Genomic DNA, 25,609 nt, shown 5'->3' on the forward strand with positions numbered 1-25,609 from the left:
TTTTCATCAACCATTTTCATTAATCATTCTGTTTTTTTCATTAAGATTATCTTTTATAAAATCTAGTAAAACAATCTAAAAATACTTACATAAGAGCGTTTTTTATCTATTATTATTCATTTTATTTTTGTTGATAATCAATTTATTTATTACCTTATTTTCATTTCTTTCACACTTTTTTCATTTTTATTATATATTAATTGATATATATATAAGAGCGTGCTACAATCAAAATATACGAGGTGAATATATGATGAAATTATTAGTTTTTATCTTAAACAATACAGACAAATTAGATGGTCTTGTAAAGGAATTCGCAAAAAACGAATTAACTGGTGCAACCATTATTAAATCGTCTGGCGTTGCTCAAAGATTATTAGATTCAAACGACGAAACACTAAGTACAATTGTGGGATCTTTAAAAAAGATTTTAAGTCGTGAAAATGTTCCAAACAACACTATATTAATGGTATTAAAAGAAGAAAGGGTATCAAAAGTCGTCGAAATTATCGAATCTGTCGTTGGTGATTTATCAAATCCGAATACCGGGATTGTATTTACTTTACCAATCGACTTTGTAAAAGGTCTAAAGTATTAAAATGAACACTCTGTTGTATCTCTCTATTATCTTGATTACTGGCTTGTTATTCGGAAAACTAGCCAAAGCATTTAAACTACCTAACGTAACTGGTTATATCGTTGGTGGTATCTTAGTAGTTCCAGTTATTGGACTCTTTGGAATTCATATTATTCCTGAAGAAGGAATTGAAGAATTAAAAATCATTTCTCAAATTGCACTTGGATTTATTGCATTTGCAATTGGAACAGAATTTAAATTAGATTATTTTAAAAAGGTTGGTACACAACCAATTATTATTGCAATTTTTGAATCATTATTAGCAATCCTTGTCGTTTTCGGTTTATTAACATTATTCGGAGAACTAGGAATCATTAAGGATTTTGATTTTAGTTTTGCATTAGTATTATCAGCTATTGCTGCTGCTACTGCTCCTGCTGCCACAATTATGGTTATTAAACAATATAAGGCAAAAGGTGATGTTACTGAAAACTTACTATCTGTTGTTGCAATTGATGATGCAACTGCAATTATCTTCTTTGGTATCTTTGCAGCTATTGCACAAGCAATTGGTAATACAGGTGGTGAAACATCTCTTGGTTTAAGTATCGCAAAACCATTCTTAGAAATCTTATCAAGTTTAGGTGTTGGTTTTGTTGCTGGTTTAATTTTACACTACGGAATTAAATGGTTTACTGGTCGTGGTAACCGTATCAGTTTAGTACTTGCAATGATTTTCTTAGTTGCTTCAATGTCTATGGTATTTAAGCAATTATTTGGTGAATTTGAATTTTCTCCATTATTAGCATGTATGATGATGGGCGCCGTATTCACAAATATGGCTAAGGAAGATGCATTTGATATCGTCATGTACTTAGTTGACCGTATTAATCCACCAATATTCATTTTATTCTTCGTTTTAAGTGGTATGGAGCTTAATTTATCTGTGCTAACTACAGTAGGATTAATCGGTATCATTTACATTGTGGGTAGAGTCATTGGTAAAGTTTTAGGTGCTAGACTTGGTGCAGAAATCAGTAAAGCACCTGAAAATGTTAAAAAATACATTGGTTGGGGCCTTGTTCCACAAGCCGGGGTTGCAATTGGTTTAACTATTGTAGCTGAATCAATCGTTCCACACTATGCACCACAAATTAAAGCAGTTATCTTAGCAGCCACATTCATTTATGAATTATTTGGTCCGCTAATTACTAAGACAAGTTTAAAGGCTGCTGGCGAAATTGCTGCAGACAAATAATCTCGTTTTTATCGATTCATCACTGTTTCACTCAAGTAAATCATTATATTAAAAAAAGAAATCACTTCTTTCGAAGTGATTTTTTTATCTATTTACTTATCTATAGATTCTTTTCGTTCTTTAAGTTCTAATATGATTTTGTCATACATTACTTTATCTATCTTATAAAATTTCATATAAACAAAATATGCAAGCCCAATACAAATCATCGGGAATATAATCATAGATAATCGTAAGAATAATGTCATACTATCCGTTATATTCATTGAAATGAAATTTCTTGCAAAATTCATTCTTTGTTCTGCTGGTAACAATTGAATTGCATCACTTGACATTAAATCCGCCAATGGCTTGATGACTTTTTCATTTAAACCAGAAAAAATCAATGTACCTGAAACAAGTAATGTTTGAATGGATGTTGCCATCTTTACAACTAATGGATTAATTGAAAAAACCACACTTTCATTTCTCGTACCTAATTTCCATTGTCCATATTCAATAGTATCAGCTAATAAAACTAAAACTAAAACTTGTACAAACCCTTCTCCAAAAAATAAGAAGAATCCCCCAATACCAATTGTAATCATATTTTGAGGCAATAGATATTTACTTGACATTAAAAGAAGATATCCAAATGTCATTAAAATCATTGAAAATGTAAAGAGTTGTTTTCGTGTATACTTCGTTACAACTTTAGGGAATATTAATAAAGCTAGAACAGTACTCACTGCAAGAATAACTGAAAATAATGTAAATTCTATACCACCGTACTTGTTATAATCATATTCAAAGAAATAAATACCTAAGGCTGTTGTTGTAAAATATCCTATATTAAATAACAAAATTGCAACAATAATAACAACTAATTGATCGTTTTTAAAGATAATTCTAAACATATCTTTAAGTGTTGTTTTCGGTTGATTTTCATCTGCAATTGGATTCTTCTTTTCTTTAACACTAAAGAATAATATCATTTGTGAAACCAAGAAGACAATTGCACATACTAATGCAATCATGAAAAATCCACGTTTAGGACCTCCAGGGAAGTTTGGATAAATCACAGGAACTAGTGCAATTGTTGCAAACATCCCAATACTTGCAAATATTCTTGCTAATGAGCCAATACTTTCACGTTCTTTTTGATTTGTTGAAAAAGATGGATACATTGCCCAGTATGCAATGTCATTTGCTGTATAAGAAATTTCTACTAATAAATACAATATTGTAAAAACAATAATAAACGGTACGCCTCTTAATCCAAAATCTTGGAATAACAGGAAAATAAATACTGAGGCAGTTAATGCCCCTGCTGCTATCCAAGGTCTAAATTTTCCTAATTTAGATTTTGTATTGTCAATTAAAATCCCCATCATTGGATCATTTACAGCATCCCAAATTCTTGATAAGGCAATTATCACTGAGATAGCACCTAATTCAAAGTTACTTAAACCAATAGCACTCGTTAAAAATACTAATAAATATGTACTATAAAGTGTATAAATCAAATCTCTACCCATACCAGTCATGCTATAGGTTAATTTAGTTTTTAGGCTGATTTTTTCATTCATGCTTTAAATCCTTTTGTCCCCTTTTAATTTTCTTTATTCCTTTTAATAATTTGTTACTTGCTAAATCAGCAATGCCTTCTACCATTTCAAAGTTTAGTACACTAGAACCAAATGATGCTAACGATCTTAGTGGCATTTCAAGTAATGAATTTTCTACAATTTGTCTCATCCAACTTTGTTTACTATCTGAAATTTGTTTCGTTGCCTCTTTAATGATGTAATTAACAACTCTTCTACCCATAAAAGTACCTTTTAATGCAAATAATGGTGTTGAAAGATCAAATGGTTTTTTATAAATGATATTTTTAGGCGGTAAATCATGATTAAATAGTTTACTAAAATTTTCTTTTTTATATAATTTCCATGGCTCATGATATGTCACTTCAAATGTTTTATTTCCTTCTAAATTAATATCAAATGCATGTATCACATCATCAACATTTTTACTAATATTTAATTTATAATTCCCAGTTTCTGTTACAAATTTGTTTGTAGTTACATCATAAAATGTTAAATTTTGTTTATAAACTTTAATTTCTACTAATTTTTCTTTTTGTTTTTTTATTTCTACCTTATCAAAAGCAACCAACTCTTTTTTAGGTCTAAAAATACCCGATTTAATTGTTTCTAAGTAAACTTGAATAACTTCCTTAGCATCCATTTCTGATTCATTCTTAATTTTCATTGATAATAAATAAAATGTATCATGTGCTTCAATCTTAAAGTCATCATATGTTAATTTAGAATAACTTAATCCATATCCAAACGGATAATTTACTTTTATGTTAAACGAACTATATTTTCTGTAGCCAACAAAGATTGATTCATCATAATAGACTGAGGCATTATCATAACCAATTTTTGGCACATCATTTAAATTTTCTATCCATGTTTCAGGTAATCTACCAGATGGATTAGATTCTCCTATAAGTGTTTTTAAAATAGCATGTGCGCCACCTTCACCTGGAAGATATGCTAAAAGTATTCCTTTAGCATAATCTTTATAACTCGTGTCAACAACTGACCCAGTTAATAAGACAACAACAATATTTTGATTTACTTTATAAAGTTCCTTTAATAAATCAACTTGCGTTTTTGGTAAATTAATTGTCTTTCGATCAATACCTTCAGTTTCTAGTCTTTCGGGTAAACCCATTAGATAAATTACTTGATCTGATTCTTTAGCTTTTTTACATGCGTCTTCAAATAATAATGGACTCTTACCATCATGATCCAGTTCATATCCTAAACTTAGTTTAGCATGCTCAAAATAAGATTGGTATATTTCATTAATTTGATCCACTCGATAAGGATTGATATGTGAACTTCCGCCACCTTGAGTTCTTATATTTTCAATAAAACCACCAATAATGACTGTTTTTTTATGATTACTTAAGGGTAAAATATTGTCATTTTTTAATAAAACCATTGATTCTAAAGCTATTTTAATAGCTAGCTCGTGATCTACTTCAAAATCGGTTTCTATTTTTTCATTTATTTGATACTTATTAATCATCTCAATGATTCTATTAGTGGATTCATCAATATAATTAACTAAATCTGGCTGATCACTTAGACTATCTTTAACAATTTTTGAATAATATCCTTTTGAACTAGGCATTTCTAAGTCTGTTCCTTCTTTTAATGCATTCAGGCGATTATCAATTGCACCCCAGTCACTTACCACAACACCTTTATAACCCCATTCGTTTCTTAAGAGATTATTAATAATTGGATGTTCTGTACCATAATATCCATTGATTTTATTGTAACTTGCCATAATTGATGCTGGCTTTTCTTTTATAACTCGCTTAAAAGCTTTTAAATATATTTCATGTAGTGCACGCTCATCAACTACAGTATTTATAAATAATCTATTTGTTTCCTGATTATTAGCAAAAAAATGTTTAACAGATGTACCAATACGATTTGATTCAACTCCTCTAACATAACTAGATGCTAATTCACCAGTTAAATAGGGATCTTCTGAAAAGTATTCAAAATTTCTTCCACAAAGTGGTGTTCTTTTTATGTTTATACCTGGCCCTAAGACCATATTTACTTCTTGGCTTTTGGCCTGATTAGCAAGTGCATTACCTAATTTTTCTAATAAGTTTCTATCAAAACTTGAGGCCAGTAAGGATGCTGTAGGAAAAAGCGTTGCAACCTCACTACCATTAATACCTAAATTATCACCATGACTTAATTGTTTTCTAAGTCCATGTGGACCATCTGCCATCATAAACTTTGATAACTTATTAAAATGCTTCGTATGCCATACATCTAACCCTTCAAGTAATTCTATTTTTTCATCTAATGTAAGTTCCATTTTTTCACCTATTCATTTGAAATAATTACTGCTTCATATGGTCGTAATTTATTATTTTCTTCTTTATAATTGCCAAGGATTTTTTTACCATCAATTTCAAATGGATAGCGATGAATTTTTTTAGACATATTTAAAATTATGGTAAGCTTTTTAGCTTCAAATAATCTTTCATATACAAACACATGTTTGGATAAATAAACGCGTTTGAAATCCCCTTTTTTTAGAATATCTGATGATTTTCTTAGTTTGATTAATTCTTTGTAAAAATTTAAAATTGAATCTTCATTTTTTAAGTTATCTAAGACGTTAATATATCTTTTATTTGGATTTTCTTTTAACCAACTCATACCTTTTGTAAACCCAAAAGTAGCATCCCATTGAACAGGTTGTCTAGCATTATCACGACTTGCTGTTCTTAGTAAACGATATCTTAACCATTTTGGAAAACCTAACTTCTTAGCTAATTGATAAATGTTTTTACTTTCTACATCTTGGTAATCTTCAAGTGAATCAAAATAAGCATTGGTCATTCCAATTTCTTGACCTTCATAAATATAAGGTGTGCCTTTTAAAGTTAAATTAAGAACTGCTAACATTTTTGCACTTTCACTATGATATTTCTTATCATCACCAAAACGTGAAACACTTCTTGGCTGGTCATGATTTTCTAAATAATTAGCATTCCAAAAAACTTCTTCTTGCCATTTAAAGATTGTTTTCATAAATTTTTTAGGTTTAAATTTGGTTTTAAACCATTTATTGTTAATTTGGTCTGTTTCCATATGCTGGAAACCAAAAACCATATTTAATTCTTTATTTTCAGGTAGGATCAACTCATTTGCCTGTTTCGTATTAACTAAAACAGTTTCACCAACAGTAAAAGCGTTTGGATATAAATCCATAACGTCTTTTCTTAATTCTTTTAAAATATCATGACAACCTTTTTGAGAATGATAATGTTCTAAACCTGTTAAAACTAAGCGTTTTTTCCCATTTGCTAATGATGTTTTGTATATCACATTAATAACATCACATCTAAATCCCATAATGCCTTTTTTGAGCCAAAAGTGCATAATATTCTTTATTTCTTCAATTACTTTAAGGTTTTTTAAGTTAAGATCAGGTTGTTTCTTGCTAAATAAATGTAAATAATATGAATCATCGACTTTAGACCAAGCTTTACCACCAAAAAAACTAGTCCAGTTATTTGGTTTATCTTGCCAAATATAATAATCTCTGTATGGACTTGTTTTATCTTTACTTTGAATAAACCACGGATGCTCATCTGAGGTATGATTAATCACTAAATCCATAATGATACCTATACCTCTATTTTTGGCTTCATTGATTAAATTTTCCATATCTTCCATGGTTCCAAAATCTTTATGAATTGACTGATAATCACAAATATCGTATCCATTATCGTCATTTGGTGAATCATAAACAGGTGATAACCATATAATGTCTACACCTAATGATTTTAAATAATCTAATTTTGAAATAATTCCTGGTATATCCCCAATACCATCATCATTTGAATCTTTAAAACTTCGTGGATAAATTTGATAAATAACTGCATCTTTCCAATTTGCAACTTTCATATTAACCCCCTATTTAAGTCCATTATACATTAAATGTAAGCGATAACATTATTTTACATACTTTAGTTTAATAAAAAAGGGCGTAGCCCTTTATTTATTCTCATTCAATAGATTTTTAATTTTGTTCAATGCCCATTCATAGTGAAGTGATAAATGCTCCATGATGTAATGTGCTAAGGTTGAATCCCCCGTCCATGTAAATACGCCTTTATTAAACGGTTCTGCTTCACTTAATTTTTCTACAATCAAAAGTGTTTCATAATGAGATTGATTTAATCTTTCTTTAATTTCTCTTAAGGACACATCTTGATACATCTCCCAAATATCTTGATTAAGTCGATTAAGTTCATTCCAAGTATAACCTTTTTTGGGAAGAATAGGTATTTTCATTTCCACACATCCAACTTTATATGCTGTAAATAATAACTGATGCCATTCATAAAGATGAGCTAAAACATCTCGTATATTTTTATCATGGTCAGAAGTTTTAAATGCTTTATTTTGTAAAGTTTCATCTAAACTACTGATATAATCTATCAATTTCTGATACGTTTTTTCACTTTCAGTAATTAGTTACTTCTTTGTATGAATTTCTTGCATATATTTCTTCTTTCTATAGACTTTTCTTAAATATAACATAAAAACCTTCCAAACAATTACTATTTGAATAGTTTTTGCTTGAAAGGTTTTCTAATTATTTTAGTGATCCTGTAGTAACTAATCTTTGATTACTTGCTGAGAAAATATTGATACTATCTGTATTAATATTAAATCTGACTTTTTCATCAATGTGATAGTTAATATTTCCAAATACCACACCAGTTACTAAATACTTACCAACTTTAATTTTCACAGTTGTTTCCATACCTGTTGGCATTGAACTATAAATTTCACCTTCAAATTGACCATCTTTATTAATTTCAATAAATTCCGGTCTAATACCTAAGATAAAATCAGCCTTATGTTTTGTTGCATCTTCAGAAACTAATTCAGTTGACTCAACTTTAGATACTACATAATTAAATGGCATATCTTTATTAATTTTTTCGATTGCATACTCATGTTTTTCAGCTAGAGCTTTGGCTTCAGCTTCTTTTAACCATTTATCATAATTTACTTTTTCATTTGGAGTAAATGTCACATCATATTTATCCCAAATCTTAATTTGAAATTTACCATCTACTTCTTTACCAACTGCATCAACAAAGTTGATTGCAGGGTTACCAACGAAGTCAGCAACAAAAATGTTATTTGGTTTTTCATAAACAGTTAGTGGTTCTTCATATTGTTGAAGAATACCATTATCTAATAAACAGATTTTAGTTGCTAAAGTCATAGCTTCTAATTGATCGTGGGTTACATAAATGAATGTAGAATTAGTATCTACGTGAAGTCTTTGTAACTCTGATCGCATTTCTAAACGTAACTTAGCATCTAAGTTAGAAAGTGGTTCGTCCATGAATAATACTTTTGGTTCAGGAGCTAGTGTTCTTGCAATAGCAACACGTTGTTGTTGTCCCCCTGATAGTTCATTCGGATAACGATCCATAAACATACCAATTTTAACAATCTTAGCTACATCATAGACACGTAAATCAACTTCTTCTTTGTGTAATCTACGTTTCTTAAGAATAACTTTACCATCTTTAATTTCTTCATATTTCTCATTTAAAGTAATGCCTTTTTGTGAAATTTTTTGAATTTCAGCATCTTTATGTGCAGATAGTTCTGCTAACTTCTTCTCAACATTTTCTTCAAATGATTCAACATGATATAGTTTGAATCCTAAAATTGATTTTGCTGTATAACTTGATACTTTAAACTTGTCAATTATTTTAAGTGTCGCTTTTTTAGCATCAACTTCGCCTTCTTTATTAAGTGACTCTTCAAAAATAGTTTTTAATGCTGGTGCTTTTTTTAGTACTTCCATTAAATCATCTAATTTTTTCACCGCAAAGTTAACAGAAGGCATTTCTTCTTTGATATTTTTTAAACCAAATGCTATGTTATCATAAACAGTCATATTTGGCCATAAAGCATAGTTTTGGAATAAGAATCCTACTTTTCTCTTGTTAGGTGGAACATTAATTCCAGCTTCACTATCAAATACAGTTTCTCCATCGATTGTGATTTTACCAGACGTTGGTGATTCCAAGCCTGCAATCATTCTTAATGTTGTTGTTTTTCCACATCCTGATGGGCCTAATAGTGTAACAAATGAATTGTCTGCTATTGTTAGATTTAGGTTATCAACGGCGTAGAAATTGCCCCATCTTTTTGTTATGTTCGTTAATATAATTTCTGGCATTTTACTTTCCTCCTCCAACGCCTTTATCTAAACTTGCTCCAGTAAGTTTATTTACTCCAAAGTTAAATAATAGAATAGTAATAATAATGACTAAGTTAATACCACTTGAGAATGCATAAAGTCCCATTTCATCAAAATATGATAATAATGTTGTACTTAATTTAGATTGGTTCACAAGTAGCATGAATAATGTTAATTCACGAATCGCAGTCATAAATGGAAGCATGAATCCACTGATGATTGCAGCTTTTTGAATTGGAATAATGATGCGAGTCATACGTTTACGCCATGGAATACCTTGGATTAACGCAGCTTCTTCAATTTCATTACTTAACTGCATCATTGAGTTTAAAGATGATCTAGCTGAGAATGGAATGTACTTAATTGTTCCTGCGATAATTACTAAAAGATAAGTATCGTAAATTCCTAAGTTTGATCCAAAAATAAAGAATGCAATACCAATTGCTAATGATGGTAATAAGTAAGGTAAAAATGCGATATTGTTAACAAATGATGCTAACTTCGTCTTTCTACGCTTCGCAACTGCATACCCAATTAATAACCCAATTGTCCCTGCAACTAATGCAGATACTGATGCAACAATTAATGAACCCTTGAAACCATTCCAAATCATTGTGTTATATAAAATACCTTGTTGACCATAGGTACCTGCTTCTCCAGTACCGCGGTGAGTCCACCATTTAAGTGTTAATGAACTCCAGTCACCAGATTTTAAGAAGCTATAATCTCCTGGGTTTGGTAGGAATGTTTCTAATGCGAACGAGAAGATTGGGTAAATACTTGTAAAGAAGGTAAAAATGATAAAGAATGATGCGATTGCATATCTTCCAATTTTACCTAAATTAACTTCACTTGCTTGTCCACTCTTACCGGTCACTGTTGTATATGATTTTCTACTCTTTGTGGCTCTTTGGTTTACCATTAAAATGGCAACCCCAAATAACATCATAATGACACCAAGGATACTAGTTTGTCCAGCACGACGTACACCTAACTGAACATACTTAGTAGAAAGTGTTGTTAGTTTTAAGTAATGTGGTACTGGATAACTACCCATCGCACTACCAAAAACTAATAATACTGTAGAAAGAATAGCCGGATAAATCATTGGTAAGGTAACTTTTCTAAATACTTTCCATTTAGGTGTATTTAAAATAACTGCTGCCTCTTCTAGATTTGAATCCATATTTCTAAAAATACTTCCGATTAAAATATACGCAAACGGTGCGTAGTGTAATGCTAGAATAAGTATCGATGGGAACATCCCTTGTACAAACCAAGCTGGCATATTAACGTTAAATAACGATGCTACTAAACCGTTTGATCCCCCTGTAACTGCCGCACTCTTAAATAAGTTTAGCCATACAACCGCTAATGTCCATTGTGGCATAATATATGGAAAGATAAAAATAGCACTTAAATATTTTTTGAATTTCATGTTAGTTCTTGTCACAAGGTAAGCAAATGTTCCACCAAATGCGATTGAAACAAGACATGACATAACTGCTAAGACTATACTATTCCATAAAGGAAGCCATAAATTCTGTTTTGATGAATTCCCAAAAAACAAGTCTTTCCAATTGACTAGAGTAAACCCGGAAGATTTACCTGTCGCATATGCGGCATAACTTCCGGGTTTAATCACAAATGTATCAACTAGAAGTGTTAAAATTGGAGCAATGGTAGCAATTGTTAAGACAACACCAAATAAAACAAGAATGACGTTTTCTGGCTTTTGAAAGAATGTTTTTACTTTGTTTTTTTGAATCTTTCGTTTGTCTGTTTTAATTGCCTCATTCATAATTTTTCTCCTAAGTTAATGATTAATTATTTGAAATTAGATAAACTTTCGATCCATTCACCAACTGTGAATGCAACTTGTGAAGCATAAACTGGATCTTCTACTACTAAACGACCTTTACCAGCGTCCATTGATAACCACCAATCAGCACCTTTATCATTCTTAGCTGGGAATACGTTAACACCGTCAACATAACCTGCTTGAGAGTGATCTAAATTAATTCCTGGGTTTGGAGAATATCCACCAATGTCTTTACCCCATGGATTGAATCCTGTAGCATCAGTTAACATGTAAGTGATGAATGCAGCAGCTGTCCAAGGATGTGGAGAGTTCTTTAAGATTTGTAAGTAGTGTTTATAAGCATAACCACCAAATCCTACATAACCTGATTCATAAGCAGCAACTTTAACGTTATTTACTGATGCTTCTGCTGATTCAGTAATTGATCTTAATTTAGAGTAAACGATTAATGCTGTTTGACCAGCAGCTGATTTGTTTACTAAATCTACTGAAATTGGACCATCATCAGTTTTAACGTTCATGTTGTTTACCCATTCTTGAATCCATGCTAATGAGTATTCAGCATCTTTACCTAAACCTAAGTCTTTAGCTTTATTCTTTAAAGCATCAACTTTAGGTTGGAAGTAAGCTTTTTCTTCTGCTGATAAAGCATCAAATGCTTCTTTAACAACTTTAACGTATTTATCTTGAGTTAACATTAATAGGAAGTTGAAGCCAACTGGTTCTGAGTTTAATCCCATGAACATTGGTCTTTGACCTTGTGCTACGAAATCCCAAACATTATCAAATGTATGTTGACCATCTCCATGGTTGTACATAAATACTTTAGAAAGTGTTTGTAATGCTAATGGATTACCATTTTCTTTTAAGTCAACGCCTTGCGCTTCTCTAAATTCTTTTGGAATGAAGTTTAATAAGATTCCAGTATCAATCATCTTAGACTGAATTTGGCTACCATCTTGAATTAAAGTCATGAAGAACTTAGGACTTGCAGAGTTAGTATCCTGAGTTAACATTTCGAAAATTGAGTTTTCTTTAGGTTGGCTCCACTCAATAACACCGTTGTAATCTGGATATTTTTCTTTCATTTTAGCAACAAAAGTTTCCCCCGCTGTTTTACCACGGCTTGAGTTACCTAAACCATAAAGTGTAGCATCTTTAGACTCTTCATAAGCTTTAGCCATAAGCTCATCAAGTGTCATGTTTTGAGCTTGATCGATAATTTTTTCGACTTCACTCTTTTCTTTGTTGCAAGCTAAAAGACTAGTTCCTAGCAATACGATTGCTAATAACATTAATATTTTCTTCATAATATCCCCCTTTTGTTTTAACTGGTCTTCATAAATGAATTATACTGCAATCAACTTTATATTGCAAGCGCTTACACCTAAAAAACTATTTTTTTTATTTTTTTTATATTAAAAACTCTTTTTGATCCCTTCTAACTTTAAATATCTATTTAAAGTTTGAACATCAAAATTTTTATCGTAATATTTATTGATGTTGAGTTATTTTTTTAAATTTAATTATTATTTATTAATTCAAGTAATTGAATGATATTTGAAATATTTTTTATCTTATAATCTGCAATTTCTTCACTTACTGAATCTCCAATACCAACAGCAATCATCTTCACCCTTTTAGCTGCCTCAATCCCTGCATTTGCGTCTTCAACAACCAAGCAAGTTTCATTTGACTGATTTAGTATGTTAGAAATATATAGAAAAACCTCAGGGTCTGGTTTTGACCTACTGATGTTCGTCCCATCACTGATCGCATCAAAAAGATTTATAATCTCTAATTTTTCTAATATAAATTTTGTATTCTTGCTTGATGATCCAATTGCGATTAAGTAGCCTCTTTTTTTAAGTTCTAGTAATGTATCTAATATATCATTACTTAAATCATTTTTTGTTAAATGATTTAAGCTTTCTTTGTATAAGTTGTTTTTCTTCTCAAGCAATTCATCTTTTTTTATATCTTTTAGTTCTTTTTGGTTATACTTCAAAATTAAATCTAGAGATTCTCTTCTTGAGACACCACGTAATTGATGATTGATTGACTCATCAAAAAGTAATCCTTCTTCTTCACAAATCTTTTCCCAAGCTAAATAATGAAATTTATCTGTATGGACAATTACACCATCTAAATCAAAGATAATTGTTTTTACTTTCATATATACATTCTCCTATGTTGTTTTTTTTACAATCCCAATAAATCTATGATAACAAAAATCCTTGAATACTTTAATTTTTATGATTATTTTTATACTTTCACTAATGATTCTTCTTCAACATTTTTTAAATTTAACTTATTTAACTTATTGCATTCATTAACTAGATACTCTGCAATTTCATTTCGGTTTAAACCCATTTTTTTAAGTGTACTATAATTAATAGGATTTCCAAATATATATGTCATTTCTTTTAAATTAAAATATGATACATAAATAGGCACATCAATTTGATTTCTTAGTAAATACTCGGCAAGTACGACAAATCCACCGTGAAAACCTTTAAGTTCATCTAAATATCCCTCATCTGACTTTTCTGGGAAAATAACAATATTTTCCTTTTTATTCTTAATGGTTTTTAAACTTTCCTCTAATGTATATTTGAATCTAAAATCTTTGTAGGTTGAAATTAAATTTAATCCTTTATAGAAAAGACTAGTGAGCGGACTAGCAATTATGCAAAACAATCTTGCTAAATGAAGATTCCAATGTTTCTTTTCATGATAATATACTTTTGATTGATATTTGTATAGTTTTATCAAACCTGAATTCATCTCATGTGTTCCCCACATTCTTATTGGAAAATCACAATATATTTCTAATGACATTGGTGCATCGGTTCCAACATGATTTGAAAGAATTATGGCTCCATGACTAGGTTTATCACCTAAAAATATGAATTCTGGTTTTTTATATCTTGATCGCATCAAAAATTTAAGTACGCGATACCAACGTTTTCTATTTTGAGTAAACGGTTTTTGACATTCTATCACAATACATTCATCCTTTATTAAATTTATGATTCGTTATTATATTTAATATTGTAAAGTAATAAAGCACTTTTTTCAAACATTTTAATAACTATCAAAAAAAATGACCTAGTTTATATAAAACCAAGTCATATATTGAAACTTAAATTATATTTTCTTATCTTGTATTAAAAATTTGACTGCATCCTCTTTACTGAGCGGTTTACTGTAATAATACCCTTGAATTCTATCACAGTTATTTTTTCTTAAATATTCAAGTTGTATTTTATCTTCAACACCTTCCGCAACTGTTTGATGTCCTAATTTATGTGCCATTGAAATAATATCTCCAGTTATACATTTGTCGTGATCGCGATAAATTAATTTATCAATAAAATACTTATCGATTTTTAAAAAATCCATCTTTAATTCAATTTCTCTAGCAAGAGATGAATAACCAGTACCAAAATCATCAATGTAGATTTGAATACCTTCTTCTTTTAAACAATCTAAGTGCGTATTAATTTGCTCATAATCTACGACAATAATTGATTCTGTTAACTCTAAACCAACATTTTTAGGATTCACTTGATATTTATCAATTATATTGAGTAATTTAGTTACAAAATCAGAGGTATACATTTGGATAGCTGAAACATTAATTGTAACACCAATATTTGGATATTCATTATTTATATCACTTAAAAACTTAAGTGATTTCTCTGTGATTATTTCTCCAATCGGAATAATTATCTTCGTTTTTTCAGCAATACTAATAAAATCAAGCGGTGGTATATTTCCTAATTCTTTTGTATGTAGTCGACCTAAAGCTTCAAATCCTGTTATTTTGTTTTGTTTTAAATCATAAATTGGCTGATACTGAACATAAAGTTCATTGTCACTATTGTTACCATTAACAATATCTAACAGTGCATTTCGTATAATTATTTCTCTTTTAGATTCCTCATCCATTAAGTCATCATAATAGTAAATTTCAAATTCCTTTGAAAAAAGACCATTAGATTTTTCTGATGCTTTTAGAAGTTTTCTTGAAATCATATCAATTTCAAGTTCTCTATCACATTCCTGAAGTTCTAATACACCAATTCCTCCTCCAATTTTGTCATTATGAAAAACTTCTTTTAATCGAGCTGAGATTTGTTCGCAGAATGCATCTACATCTGAACGATTATTATAATTTGTCATGTAAAATAAAAATCTTGTTTCATGTGTAACAAATAATTGATGATTTGATGAGACAAATTCATTTAACGCATTAGCGGTTTGTCTAATCAAATCTAGACTATATAAATATCCGTAATTTACGGCAATCAATTGTATAGAACTCAAGTTGATACCTATTAATGCTATCTTTGAGTATGAATGTGTTTTTAAATCATTAGATAAGAGATTGTTGAAATATTCTCTATTATATAATCCCGTTACTTTATCATGATATAAATTATACTCTCGCTCAAGTTCTAATTCTTTTTTGTGTGTTATATCTTGAAGTAAAGAAATATAATTAAATTCAGTGTCACTCAATCTTTCTAATGTGGCCACAGTTAAATAAACCCATATAATTTTTCCATCTGGTTTAAAGATTCTTTTTTCAATATGATAACTATTAATATCTCCTTGTTTGAGTTGATTAAACTTTTCTAAATCTTTTATTAGATCATCCGGGTGTGTAATTGCTGCCCAACCGGTTTGAATTAACTCTTCCTTTGTGCAACCTGTAATTTCTTCATACTTCTGATTAATTCTTAATTTTTCTTTAGCAAAATGTTCCGCTGCGTTATGTTGCGAGATTGCAATCCCAATTGGTGCTTGTTCTAACAGCACATCAAGTGAAATTTTTTGTTCGTCTAATTTTTGATTAAGTGCATCTTGAATAGTTAATAACAAAATATGCACATCAATTCTAGCCCTTAGTGATTCAAGATGAAAAGGTCTTCTAATAAAATCAATTGCACCTAATTTAAGACCTTCTATTTCATTTTCAATATCGTCATGATTCGTTAAAATAATGCATCTTATGCCTTTATATTTGTCGCTTTCTTTTATTTTTTGAAGAAATTCAAATCCACTTGTTTGTGTCATTTTTAAATCCAAGATAATTAGATTAATATCGTTTGAATTTTCTAAAATATCTAATGCTTTTTTTATATTTAATGCATTTAAAATATCAAAGTTTGTCAAAATTTTCTTCATACTTAAAAGTTCTGATTGATTATCATTGATAATTAAAACCTTAGTTGGCATAAAATACATCCTTTCTTATCGTTAATCTATTTAAATTTTTAAGAGTAATCACAATGTTATTTACTTAAATATCACTTTAATCTTTTGTTGATAAAGTCAAAAAAGACAAAACAAAAAATGTTCTCTGAACTATTTTATAAACCTCAAAGAACATCATATCATCATCTATATTTACTTTTTGATTTAACCGATGATCCACTTTTTTGGCACCTACTTTTATCAGAATCCAACTTAGGGGATAAGATGTTGGAAAACACTTATATGCAGCACCTTCGATTAAATATACTTTAGATACTTTGCCCTGTCCTATTAGGACTTTTTGATTATTGTCCATGGATACTCCTTAAATCGCAACGGATTCAATCAATTTCAAATTAAATCATGCAGTTTACAAGTTTATTATAACACTTATATATTATTTATTTTTTGCATATATATAGTAGATGATTATTGCTTCCCAATAATTCTCTTTTTTCAGCAAAATTCAAATGCCATTTTATAAATGATTCGAAATCTTCATCACTGAAATTAAATTCTTTTCTTCGTTCTAAAGCTTCCATATATCCATCCATACCAGCTGTTGTTAACCACGTAGTACTTTTATTCTTAAATATGTTTTCAAATTCATCTATTTGATAACCTGTAAATAATTGATTTTTAAAATGCCTAGTTTTATAATCCTGTGTAAAGTTTTCTTCAACACCAAACTTCCAATCCCCATAATAATAATAATAATAATAATAATGATTTACCATAATACCAAAAACTGATATGAATGCGAACATGATAATACCATCTTTTTTTGTTACACGTATTGCTTCATCAATTGCTTTATCAACTTCATGAGCATCATATAAATGATAGAGAGGTCCTAATACTAGTGTCATATCATAACTTTCATCTGAAATCATATTTAAGTCAGTTGCATCACCTTGAATGGCATTAATTGACTCTATACCTATACTATTTGATTCAAGTATTCTCACGTTTTCCTATACCTGAAAAAAAGCGCGTTAAAGCTTTTGTTATCGATATGTGGCATTCTTATAAAGAAGTTATAGAACTTACATTTCCTCATGCGCTTATCGCTGTTGATTCTTTTCATATCATTAGAAATTTAAATGATGCCATTAGACATATTAGAATTGAAGTTATGAATAGATATCGATTAAACAAAAGTGCACCTGAACATGATGATATGTATTATTACATGCTCAAGAAATTCCATTATTTTTTTCTAAAAAATTATGAAGATATACATGATGGTAGAATCCCTGTTCAAAAACTAAATACCTATTGGCATAAATCAACCATTTTTGATTATCTGTTGTCCATAGATGATACACTAAAATCTGCATATCGATTAAAAGAAAGGTATAGAAAATTTAATTTAACTGCTGATTATGAAACTTGTGATGATGAGCTCAACGAACTTATTCGACTCTTTAAAAATCATGATCATCATCTTTTTCGAGATTTTGGTAAAACACTTCAAAAATGGAAAAAAGAGATTAAAAATTCATTTATCAAAGTCAATCATAGAAGATTATCTAATGGACCAATTGAAGGTGTAAATAATCGGATTAAAACTGTTATCAAGTCTGCTAATGGTATTAAAAACTTTTATAGACTTAGAAACTGCATGTTATATTCAATTAATAAAGATATTCCTATTAAACTAAAATAATCATGAGTTTAGCTAGTAAAAAAAGCACCTGAAGACATAACTTCAGGTGCTCTTATTTTGGCTGCCACCATCTTTTTTAAAGCGGTGTTTTGCCATCATCCTCTTGACAGGGGTGTTTCTTACTTGCCACCACCTATTTTAAAGGGCCAAATTAGATAACCCTACAAAAATTAGTTTAAATTAGCTGTTTTTTTCTGCGATTCTTACACTTTGAATTGATACAATTTCATCGCCATTATATTGGATTACATAAACGTCTGCACCGTTATGCGTATGTCCATAGAATGAATGAACAACATTATATGTATCTCCTACTGGACCAGAAGACATAACACCTTCAGGATTAATAGCAATATTGAAGTATTTAATTTGTGAAGTTTGGAATACTGAACCTGCCAATACACCTGTTAAATCAATTTCTTCTGTCATATAAGTTGATACATAATTACCTGAATTGTTAACATCATTTGGCGCAATTCTTAAGAATGCTACTGCTCTTGTTGCACCTTCAACTTTAACAACTGAAATTGGATCACCCTTAGTTTCTGGAAGTTCTAATGCAGATGAATTTAATGATTGTTTAGGACCATTATAAATTGTATCCATCATACCTTGACCACCCTTATTTGAAGGGACCATATAAGTTCCAACGTATGGTTTATTAGTGACATCATTCATGTAATAATGATTATTTTCTAACTCATATGCATCAAAGAATGTTTGTGAATAAGTTGCTTCAATGTCACTTGTGCCAGCATAGAAGTTTGTGAACCAATAGAATCCTTGTTGACCAACTAAAGTACCTGTAAATGCTGAATCAATCACTTTAAGCGTCATCTTCGATCTTGTATGATACATTGGATGTGCAATAAATCCTGCTGCTGAACCTGTTAATGCAACAACCTTAGCATCTGAGATACTATCTTTGATTGTAAATACAACATCATCAATATAATCATATAAGAATGTCATGAATGAAGCAACACCCGTTACACCAATGATTTGACCATGTACATTAACATTAATCATATCAATACCAACGTAAGCTGCTGAAACAACAGCTGATGTCCAACCTGTATTAATAATATCTGCTGTAATATCAAAGTTCTTAATCACGCTATTTGCTTTAGATACAGTTTTAACTGTACTAAATAATGTTTGATCAAGTTTTGTAAATTTTACACCATTACCATCAATTGAACCATTTAATTTAACAGACTTCCAGTTTTCACCTGTGAAGACTAAGTTTGGTGCAAGTTTCCAATAATAAGATTTAGCATCATTATATTTAGATGTAATATTTTGGAATTGTTCTTCTGTTTCAATAATCCATGGATTATCTTCAGTACCTGCACCACGTGCAAATCCTAATGTTTGACCATTAACAAATACAACAGTTGAATCATCCTTAGTTACTGAGTTTAAATTCTCTAATGTAATAGGTTGTCCATTATAAGTTGAATCATTAAAGTAGAATTCAACATCTGTTGTTTGTGCATAGAACTCAATACTATCTTTGAACGTTACATTATTGAATGTTGTCTTTGTATAAGATGCAACAACATTATAAACACCAGCTTCGAATGTAGAATTGTTAAACTCAACTTCATAACCTTTAGAATATGAAGTCCATCCTTTTAATACGGAATCATTTACAATTAATTTACCTGTTGATGAACTACCATCAATATTAATTGTGTAACCACTTGATGTAATCAGTGAATCTTCAACGATTACAGTTCCATTGTATCCATTAAATAATAAACCGCGGAATGCTCTTGCTGATGTGATTTCATTTAATCTAATGTTACTAAATGTAGTTACTGAATCAGCAGTTGTTCCTGTTACGAAAATTGTAGCACCCCAAGTATGTGTTCCACCCATTGATAAAACTGAGTTTTTCACTGTATTATTTGAACCATTGATCATAATAGCATAATCTCTTACTGCATTACGTTGTGAAGAAGGTAATGTAGTTTTTGCCATTAAGCCGTCAATTGTATTATTTGAACCGTTAATTGTAAGCATTCTAACCGCTGCATTGAATACAACTTCTTCTAAGCTACTGAATGTAAATCCACTTCCTGTAACTGATAATGTTGTACTTAATCCTTGACCAATAACGATATCTTTGAAACCTAAATCAATTGCTTTATTTAATTCTGTTTGTGAACGAACAACCATTCTTGCTTTTACATCTTGAGCAAGTGTTACATCCCCATTTAATGCAAATGAACCTAAATCAAGTGTGATTGCTTTATCAATAACAAATGCTTCTGATAATGTCGTGTCTTTTTCAAGATATACGATATCGCCTGATGTTGCACTTCTTAAAGCTTCTTCTGCATTAAAGTATACTTCTAAAGTATTTGACACGACTCTTGCTTCAATTGGACGATCAAATAAGATATATTCACTGAAGTGAGTTGTAGTGAATGATACAAAGAATTGACCATTTTCTTCTAATGGAACAGTATGCATTGCTTCTAATATAGTTCCATTATTGTAATATACTACTGCATCTTCCATCTTTCTATCAACTGGAATTTTAACAGTGATAGGAAGATTATTATTTGGTCTTAGTTGAGGTAGTTCAATTTTTAAGACTTTAATGACTACATCTTCTGGACCAACTACTTCAAAGTTTGGTGTTTCTTCATGTGAAACTGTAATCACAGGAATTTGACCATCTTCGATAGCTCCAGCAGGAATATCTAATGAAATACCATTATCAGTTAAGTTAGCTGAACCATCTAAGCGGATAATTTCTTCACCAGCAGTAACTTCAGCATTACCTTGAACTGCTTCTACGACTAAAACAATCTTCGTAGCTAAATCTTGATATTCATTTCCAGCAGTTTCTGGAAGTTCAATTTCAAAGTCAATACTATCTGGGTTACTACCTACTGCTAAATTAGTCCAAGCTGATCTATAGAGAATAACATTATTAAAATCACTACCACCAACATTAAAGTTTAACGCTGAGAAAAGTAATTGACTGTCTTTTGGGTCTACTCCAACTGGAGCAACTGAAGAGATTTTCACTCTATATTTAACAATGACATTACTATCATTTGTAATATCTACTGTAAATTTAACACCATCACCTGGCACTAATCTTTCTAGAACAATTTCATTTGCTTGGAAAACGACAGCTCCAGCAAAAGTATTACCTGCTCCATCTTGATAAGCTTTGCCTAATTCTTTTGTTTGAATACTACTTTGATTAACTTGAGCAACGATACTTACTTTACCACTCGTTACTTCAATATTTTTTGTACTTTCACTTGTAAATAATGCATAAGTCGCACCTAATAGGATGCTAAGTGCTAAAGCAATTGTTAATATTGCACTTGTAATAACTTTCTTTTTCATATACTTCTCCCTAAGTATTTTTTGGTTTTATAACCTAAAAATATTATTTTATTCAGTTGTTCTTTGAATTGCTGTAACTATTAAATCAAAGTCAACTGTTAAATCTTGTGCATCATTGTTATCATTTTGATTAATGAATTCAATTCTAATTGTGAATGACTTGGCGCTGTTTGAAACAGTTTTGTCCATCGTTCCACTGACTAAAATTGTTTCACCGTCTGATAACAATTTAGCATTTACTGTATCACCATCAACTGTTACTTTTAATTGCTCTGCTAATGCATTTGAGTTACTTGTTAAGACGATTTTTACTGTATAGTCAAACGCTACACTACCATTATTTGATAGTTTTAATGTAGCTTCATAGAATGAATTTGGAACAACTAAAACTTCATCTTCTAAACCAAATACATTTTCAGTTAGCGTTGATGATTTAGTAAAGTCTTTAACTTCATTGTCTGTTTGTTCAACTAAATAACCTGTGACAGGATTTAGTTCTGCCCATTTCAAACTTGTTCTTTCCAGTTTTACTTTAAGTGTTCCAGCTTGTAAATGGTTATCAATACTAATTGAATCTGAGAACAGTGCATATGTACCAGCAACAATCAGTGACACGCATGCAATAATTGCCATAACTGAAGTTAACAAACCTTTCTTTTTATTCCCCATGATTTTCCTCCTTCTTTTTATTTTTTTAATTCCAAATGAATCTCCCTATTCATCTGTGCCTTGCCTTAACTTTTGCTCATTCTATCCTATATTTGCTAGAGATTTTATATAATTATTAGCCTCGGATGCACGTTTAAAATAACTGCAACCTACTTACAACTACCCTTCTTTGTTCAGTTGTTTTCTCAATTCTTCTAATTCTTTAGCTTGTCTTAATAACTCTTCTTGCTGTTTTAAGAGTTCTTCTTGCTTAGCTATGATATCAGAATGTTCTTTTTCTTTTTTATCTTTATGTAGGACACTAACAATTTTTATAATTTGTAAAATAATAATAATTAAACATGGAACAATAATGATTAATATAATGCCAATCGGATTTCTTAAAGTGTACAAGAATAATCCTAATAAATAACTTTGTCCAACAACTTTTCCAATGATATAATTTGGATTTTCTATAATCGTAGTATCAATAACTTGCGTTAGGGTATTTGAATCGCCTGCTTTATTATCTCCTTCAAGCGTAATTAAATACCCTGAGTCTTTTTCTTTAATCTCTATAACACGGTGAGTAATTGTCTCTTGTTTGGTATAAACATATTTAAATGTTAGTACATCGCCAATCTCAATTGTCTTATACCATTCATTTAGTTCTTGATTATCACTCGGTGCAACCTTAATAAAGACAACTGATTTAACCTTAATGTCTTTTATGTCAAAATGACTTGTGTCAACAGATTCATGTTTCTCCATTGAAGAGGATTGAACAATTCTAAGCTGATATCCGAAAACAGTTGCTGCGTCTTCACTATTCTTCTTAATACTAATCACGAGTACTAATACGAATAAAGATATTGCTAAGATTAAATAAAATAATATATTGCTTAAAAATTTAACTGTTTTCTTTAGCTTAGATCCCATCTAGTCTATCCCCTTTTTATATCATTTGACAACTGTTAGTTTTATATTAAATGATATCTCTTTACCTTGAGCCTCATTGCCTACACTCTCAGGCATTAAATACGTAATGTAAATTTTATCCGCATTTGCATCGACAAAGTTTAAACCCTTTTCAAATAATTCGGCAAGTGTTTTATTAACTGTCACATCACCAACAGTTACTCGAACATGAATATATTCCTTTAAAGAGTCAACGCCTTTTTTCTTAAAATCCAATGAAATATCATAACTAGATGCATCATCAGCTAGTAAGTTAATAACATATTCTTTACTTGTACCTGGTATAAGGTCTAAACCAACAATACTCATTTCCTTTTCAGTAACTCCATCAGTGCTTAACTCAATACTAGATTCAAGTTCAACACCAATTGTTTGTTTAAGAATAAAAAAGGCACCAACCATAACTGTTAGACCTAGAGCACCACTTAGTATGTATATTAAAATTTTACTCTTCATAAATATACCTTCTTTTATAAGATTTTGTATCAACAAACGAATATTTATGACATATCATGATGTAAAGAGATTTTTGTAATGTAATATCTAATTTCATCATAACATTAAAATATAAGGTTGTCTATTAGATTAAACTCGTTGATCGATTCATCAAGCATTTTTCATCGTAAATTACGACAAAAAAAGACATAAATGTGAATTTATGCACCTTTGAGTTTTTTTACGCATCCTAATTTATAATCACAGTGCACTGATTAATTATTGAATCAATCTTCATTAAATAATATTGCATTATAATCAAATATATAAAAGGATTCATTTGAGTATTCGTTATTACGAATATCTAAGATAAAAATATATTCGCCTGGTTCCAAGGTTGCCTGATAGCCATATAGACCTGAGAACATACTCATGGATATCTCCTGATTATTTGATATATTAAATAATCTACCCGTGATTGCTGTAATAGACCACGTACCTTCTCTATTAAAATTGATACTAAATAATTGTGTTTCCATTAACTCGAAGTAAAGAAGTTGAAAAGTTGATACACTTCTGACTTCAGTAAGTTCATCAAATATCAAATCTTTAGAACCATTAGGTGCTACCAACACTTCAACATTGTTGTTTATTAATCCTTTTGGGATAGCGAATACAAGTGCATAACTACCAAAAGCAGGTGAAACGATAAGTTCGTTATTGATTACGCATGTAATAAATAGAGTGTTATCTACCAATAGAAAATTATCATACATGAAAATATTTCTTCCTAAATCACTATGAACAAACGAATAAGTATAGAGACTATAATTATCAAAATATGCTTCATCTAATTCAAATGGATAATCGGAATCGGAATATTCTTCATGTGATGTGATCCAAGTGATTGGTTCATCAAAATCATGATAGTTCGAATATGAGCCTGAATATAATAATGTAAATTGTTGAATAATCGTGTAAATTGTTGGGTAATCGTTAAAAGGTTGAATCGGCTTTTGATTCATGCATAGAAAAAGACTAATATTTAGCAACTCTTGAAACTGCCTAAACCTGAAAATAGGGGAAAACTCACGTTTCTTCATGAAAAAAAGGTTTGATACAATTGTATCAAACCTATACATTCAATATGTGTAATACTACCTATTTTGATACAAATTAGCACCTTTGCAAATATAATATCATCCCTATATAAATGACTTAAAAAGAGAAGTGTTGATAATGACTCTTCAATTTGAACTGTGTTGCCCAAGCTTTATTAATCATCATCTTCAACTAAATAATCAACATACTGTAGTAAAATGAAAATCATTGAAAATTCCTATGCATCTAAACCCAAAATTACTCGAATAACGAATATTTGGTTAAATCAATATCTTCAAAGTTTAATTGTGTTTTACCGTCTAAAATTCGATAACTTTTTCCATTTATTGATTTAATTACGTCACCTATGGTTAACCTTGGTCCAACTGGTAAATAGAAGTACTTTACTTCCCAACCAAAAGGATAACTTTCTACCGTCATAATCATATATTTTTCATTGTTTACCATTAGTACTCACGCTCCTACAAGTAAATTATAGCACATTAAATTTATTGTCTATCGTAATGGTATTCATGATATCTATAATTTTAGTTCAATCTATGGAAGACAAGAATTGCGGATAGGAAACATGTATCCCTTTCAACAAAAAAGACCTGATACTTGAGGCGATTAGTAAATTGAATTGATACAATT

General features: G+C 30.1%; 21 protein-coding genes. 3 read left to right on the forward strand and 18 right to left on the reverse strand.

Annotation, left to right across the window (positions count from 1 at the left end; translation table 11 throughout):
* The first annotated feature begins 250 nt into the window (after window positions 1–250).
* Window positions 251–598 carry a P-II family nitrogen regulator gene (locus EXC59_RS02245; RefSeq protein WP_051658900.1) on the forward strand — a complete coding sequence of 116 codons (348 nt, stop codon included), beginning with the start codon at window positions 251–253 and terminating at the stop codon, window positions 596–598.
* A gap of 31 nt (window positions 599–629) precedes the next feature.
* Window positions 630–1,835 carry a cation:proton antiporter gene (locus tag EXC59_RS02250; RefSeq protein ID WP_197723480.1) on the forward strand — a complete coding sequence of 402 codons (1,206 nt, stop codon included), beginning with the start codon at window positions 630–632 and terminating at the stop codon, window positions 1,833–1,835.
* Window positions 1,836–1,927: 92 nt separating this feature from the next.
* On the opposite strand, the gene EXC59_RS02255 is transcribed toward EXC59_RS02250, so the two are convergent.
* The 12 genes from EXC59_RS02255 to EXC59_RS02310 form a co-directional block, all read right to left on the reverse strand.
* A complete protein-coding gene (locus EXC59_RS02255; protein WP_035368068.1) occupies window positions 1,928–3,403 on the reverse strand; it encodes a glycoside-pentoside-hexuronide (GPH):cation symporter in 1,476 nt (491 codons plus the stop codon).
* Window positions 3,396–5,732, reverse strand: coding sequence for a beta-glucosidase (locus EXC59_RS02260; RefSeq protein WP_162163856.1), 2,337 nt, complete (start codon window positions 5,730–5,732; stop codon window positions 3,396–3,398). The genes EXC59_RS02255 and EXC59_RS02260 overlap by 8 nt, the downstream gene beginning before the upstream one ends.
* 8 nt (window positions 5,733–5,740) lie before the next feature.
* Window positions 5,741–7,333, reverse strand: a complete 1,593-nt coding sequence (locus EXC59_RS02265; protein ID WP_035368066.1) for an alpha-glucosidase — start codon at window positions 7,331–7,333, stop codon at window positions 5,741–5,743.
* Between the two features lie 90 nt (window positions 7,334–7,423).
* Window positions 7,424–7,903, reverse strand: coding sequence for a ClbS/DfsB family four-helix bundle protein (locus EXC59_RS02270; RefSeq protein ID WP_084145036.1), 480 nt, complete (start codon window positions 7,901–7,903; stop codon window positions 7,424–7,426).
* 124 nt (window positions 7,904–8,027) lie between these two features.
* A complete protein-coding gene (locus EXC59_RS02275; protein WP_035368064.1) occupies window positions 8,028–9,641 on the reverse strand; it encodes an ABC transporter ATP-binding protein in 1,614 nt (537 codons plus the stop codon).
* Window position 9,642: 1 nt separating this feature from the next.
* On the reverse strand, window positions 9,643–11,463 hold the full coding sequence (locus EXC59_RS02280) for an ABC transporter permease (protein WP_035368063.1): 1,821 nt from the start codon (window positions 11,461–11,463) through the stop codon (window positions 9,643–9,645).
* A 26-nt stretch (window positions 11,464–11,489) separates the two neighbouring features.
* Entirely contained in the window at window positions 11,490–12,794 is a 1,305-nt protein-coding gene (locus tag EXC59_RS02285) for a hypothetical protein (RefSeq protein WP_035368061.1), read from the reverse strand.
* A 212-nt stretch (window positions 12,795–13,006) separates the two neighbouring features.
* Window positions 13,007–13,660: a beta-phosphoglucomutase gene (pgmB, locus tag EXC59_RS02290; RefSeq protein WP_035368058.1), complete on the reverse strand. Its 654-nt coding sequence runs from the start codon at window positions 13,658–13,660 to the stop codon at window positions 13,007–13,009.
* 89 nt (window positions 13,661–13,749) lie between these two features.
* The gene (locus EXC59_RS02295) at window positions 13,750–14,490 is read right to left on the reverse strand and encodes a lysophospholipid acyltransferase family protein (protein ID WP_035368056.1); all 741 of its coding nucleotides are present in this window, start codon (window positions 14,488–14,490) and stop codon (window positions 13,750–13,752) included.
* Window positions 14,491–14,634: 144 nt separating this feature from the next.
* The gene (locus EXC59_RS02300; protein ID WP_035368054.1) at window positions 14,635–16,731 is read right to left on the reverse strand and encodes a two-component system response regulator; all 2,097 of its coding nucleotides are present in this window, start codon (window positions 16,729–16,731) and stop codon (window positions 14,635–14,637) included.
* Window positions 16,732–16,807: 76 nt separating this feature from the next.
* Complete coding sequence (locus EXC59_RS02305) at window positions 16,808–17,065, reverse strand: hypothetical protein (protein WP_035368051.1); 258 nt, start codon at window positions 17,063–17,065, stop codon at window positions 16,808–16,810.
* A gap of 85 nt (window positions 17,066–17,150) precedes the next feature.
* Window positions 17,151–17,717 (reverse strand): class I SAM-dependent methyltransferase, encoded by a 567-nt coding sequence (locus EXC59_RS02310; RefSeq protein WP_051658897.1) that lies wholly within the window; start codon window positions 17,715–17,717, stop codon window positions 17,151–17,153.
* Here EXC59_RS02310 and EXC59_RS02315 point away from each other — a divergent pair.
* Complete coding sequence (locus tag EXC59_RS02315) at window positions 17,699–18,418, forward strand: transposase (RefSeq protein WP_162163855.1); 720 nt, start codon at window positions 17,699–17,701, stop codon at window positions 18,416–18,418. The genes EXC59_RS02310 and EXC59_RS02315 overlap by 19 nt on opposite strands.
* Before the next feature lie 180 nt (window positions 18,419–18,598).
* On the opposite strand, the gene EXC59_RS02320 is transcribed toward EXC59_RS02315, so the two are convergent.
* The 6 genes from EXC59_RS02320 to EXC59_RS02345 form a co-directional block, all read right to left on the reverse strand.
* A complete protein-coding gene (locus tag EXC59_RS02320) occupies window positions 18,599–21,793 on the reverse strand; it encodes a hypothetical protein (protein ID WP_035368048.1) in 3,195 nt (1,064 codons plus the stop codon).
* Window positions 21,794–21,841: 48 nt separating this feature from the next.
* Window positions 21,842–22,462, reverse strand: coding sequence for a TasA family protein (locus tag EXC59_RS02325; RefSeq protein WP_035368047.1), 621 nt, complete (start codon window positions 22,460–22,462; stop codon window positions 21,842–21,844).
* Between the two features lie 159 nt (window positions 22,463–22,621).
* Window positions 22,622–23,380: a S24/S26 family peptidase gene (locus EXC59_RS02330; RefSeq protein ID WP_035368046.1), complete on the reverse strand. Its 759-nt coding sequence runs from the start codon at window positions 23,378–23,380 to the stop codon at window positions 22,622–22,624.
* A gap of 21 nt (window positions 23,381–23,401) precedes the next feature.
* Entirely contained in the window at window positions 23,402–23,875 is a 474-nt protein-coding gene (locus EXC59_RS02335; protein ID WP_162163854.1) for a hypothetical protein, read from the reverse strand.
* A gap of 266 nt (window positions 23,876–24,141) precedes the next feature.
* Window positions 24,142–24,879, reverse strand: coding sequence for a hypothetical protein (locus EXC59_RS02340; protein ID WP_162163853.1), 738 nt, complete (start codon window positions 24,877–24,879; stop codon window positions 24,142–24,144).
* A 334-nt stretch (window positions 24,880–25,213) separates the two neighbouring features.
* A complete protein-coding gene (locus tag EXC59_RS02345) occupies window positions 25,214–25,423 on the reverse strand; it encodes a hypothetical protein (RefSeq protein ID WP_035368041.1) in 210 nt (69 codons plus the stop codon).
* Between the last annotated feature and the right edge of the window lie 186 nt (window positions 25,424–25,609).

It is taken from the genome of Acholeplasma hippikon (genome assembly GCF_900660755.1).
Lineage (GTDB): Bacteria > Bacillota_I > Bacilli_A > Acholeplasmatales > Acholeplasmataceae > Acholeplasma > Acholeplasma hippikon.

Coding starts and splice junctions, on each gene's coding strand:
- EXC59_RS02285 (WP_035368061.1), bottom strand. CDS start 12,794: ATGAAGAAAATATTAATGTTATTAGCAATCGTATTGCTAGGAACTAGT.
- EXC59_RS02325 (WP_035368047.1), bottom strand. CDS start 22,462: ATGGGGAATAAAAAGAAAGGTTTGTTAACTTCAGTTATGGCAATTATT.
- EXC59_RS02265 (WP_035368066.1), bottom strand. CDS start 7,333: ATGAAAGTTGCAAATTGGAAAGATGCAGTTATTTATCAAATTTATCCA.
- pgmB (WP_035368058.1), bottom strand. CDS start 13,660: ATGAAAGTAAAAACAATTATCTTTGATTTAGATGGTGTAATTGTCCAT.
- EXC59_RS02305 (WP_035368051.1), bottom strand. CDS start 17,065: ATGGACAATAATCAAAAAGTCCTAATAGGACAGGGCAAAGTATCTAAA.
- EXC59_RS02330 (WP_035368046.1), bottom strand. CDS start 23,380: ATGGGATCTAAGCTAAAGAAAACAGTTAAATTTTTAAGCAATATATTA.
- EXC59_RS02260 (WP_162163856.1), bottom strand. CDS start 5,732: ATGGAACTTACATTAGATGAAAAAATAGAATTACTTGAAGGGTTAGAT.
- EXC59_RS02340 (WP_162163853.1), bottom strand. CDS start 24,879: ATGAATCAAAAGCCGATTCAACCTTTTAACGATTACCCAACAATTTAC.
- EXC59_RS02345 (WP_035368041.1), bottom strand. CDS start 25,423: ATGGTAAACAATGAAAAATATATGATTATGACGGTAGAAAGTTATCCT.
- EXC59_RS02300 (WP_035368054.1), bottom strand. CDS start 16,731: ATGCCAACTAAGGTTTTAATTATCAATGATAATCAATCAGAACTTTTA.
- EXC59_RS02280 (WP_035368063.1), bottom strand. CDS start 11,463: ATGAATGAGGCAATTAAAACAGACAAACGAAAGATTCAAAAAAACAAA.
- EXC59_RS02255 (WP_035368068.1), bottom strand. CDS start 3,403: ATGAATGAAAAAATCAGCCTAAAAACTAAATTAACCTATAGCATGACT.
- EXC59_RS02320 (WP_035368048.1), bottom strand. CDS start 21,793: ATGAAAAAGAAAGTTATTACAAGTGCAATATTAACAATTGCTTTAGCA.
- EXC59_RS02245 (WP_051658900.1), top strand. CDS start 251: ATGATGAAATTATTAGTTTTTATCTTAAACAATACAGACAAATTAGAT.
- EXC59_RS02335 (WP_162163854.1), bottom strand. CDS start 23,875: ATGAAGAGTAAAATTTTAATATACATACTAAGTGGTGCTCTAGGTCTA.
- EXC59_RS02275 (WP_035368064.1), bottom strand. CDS start 9,641: ATGCCAGAAATTATATTAACGAACATAACAAAAAGATGGGGCAATTTC.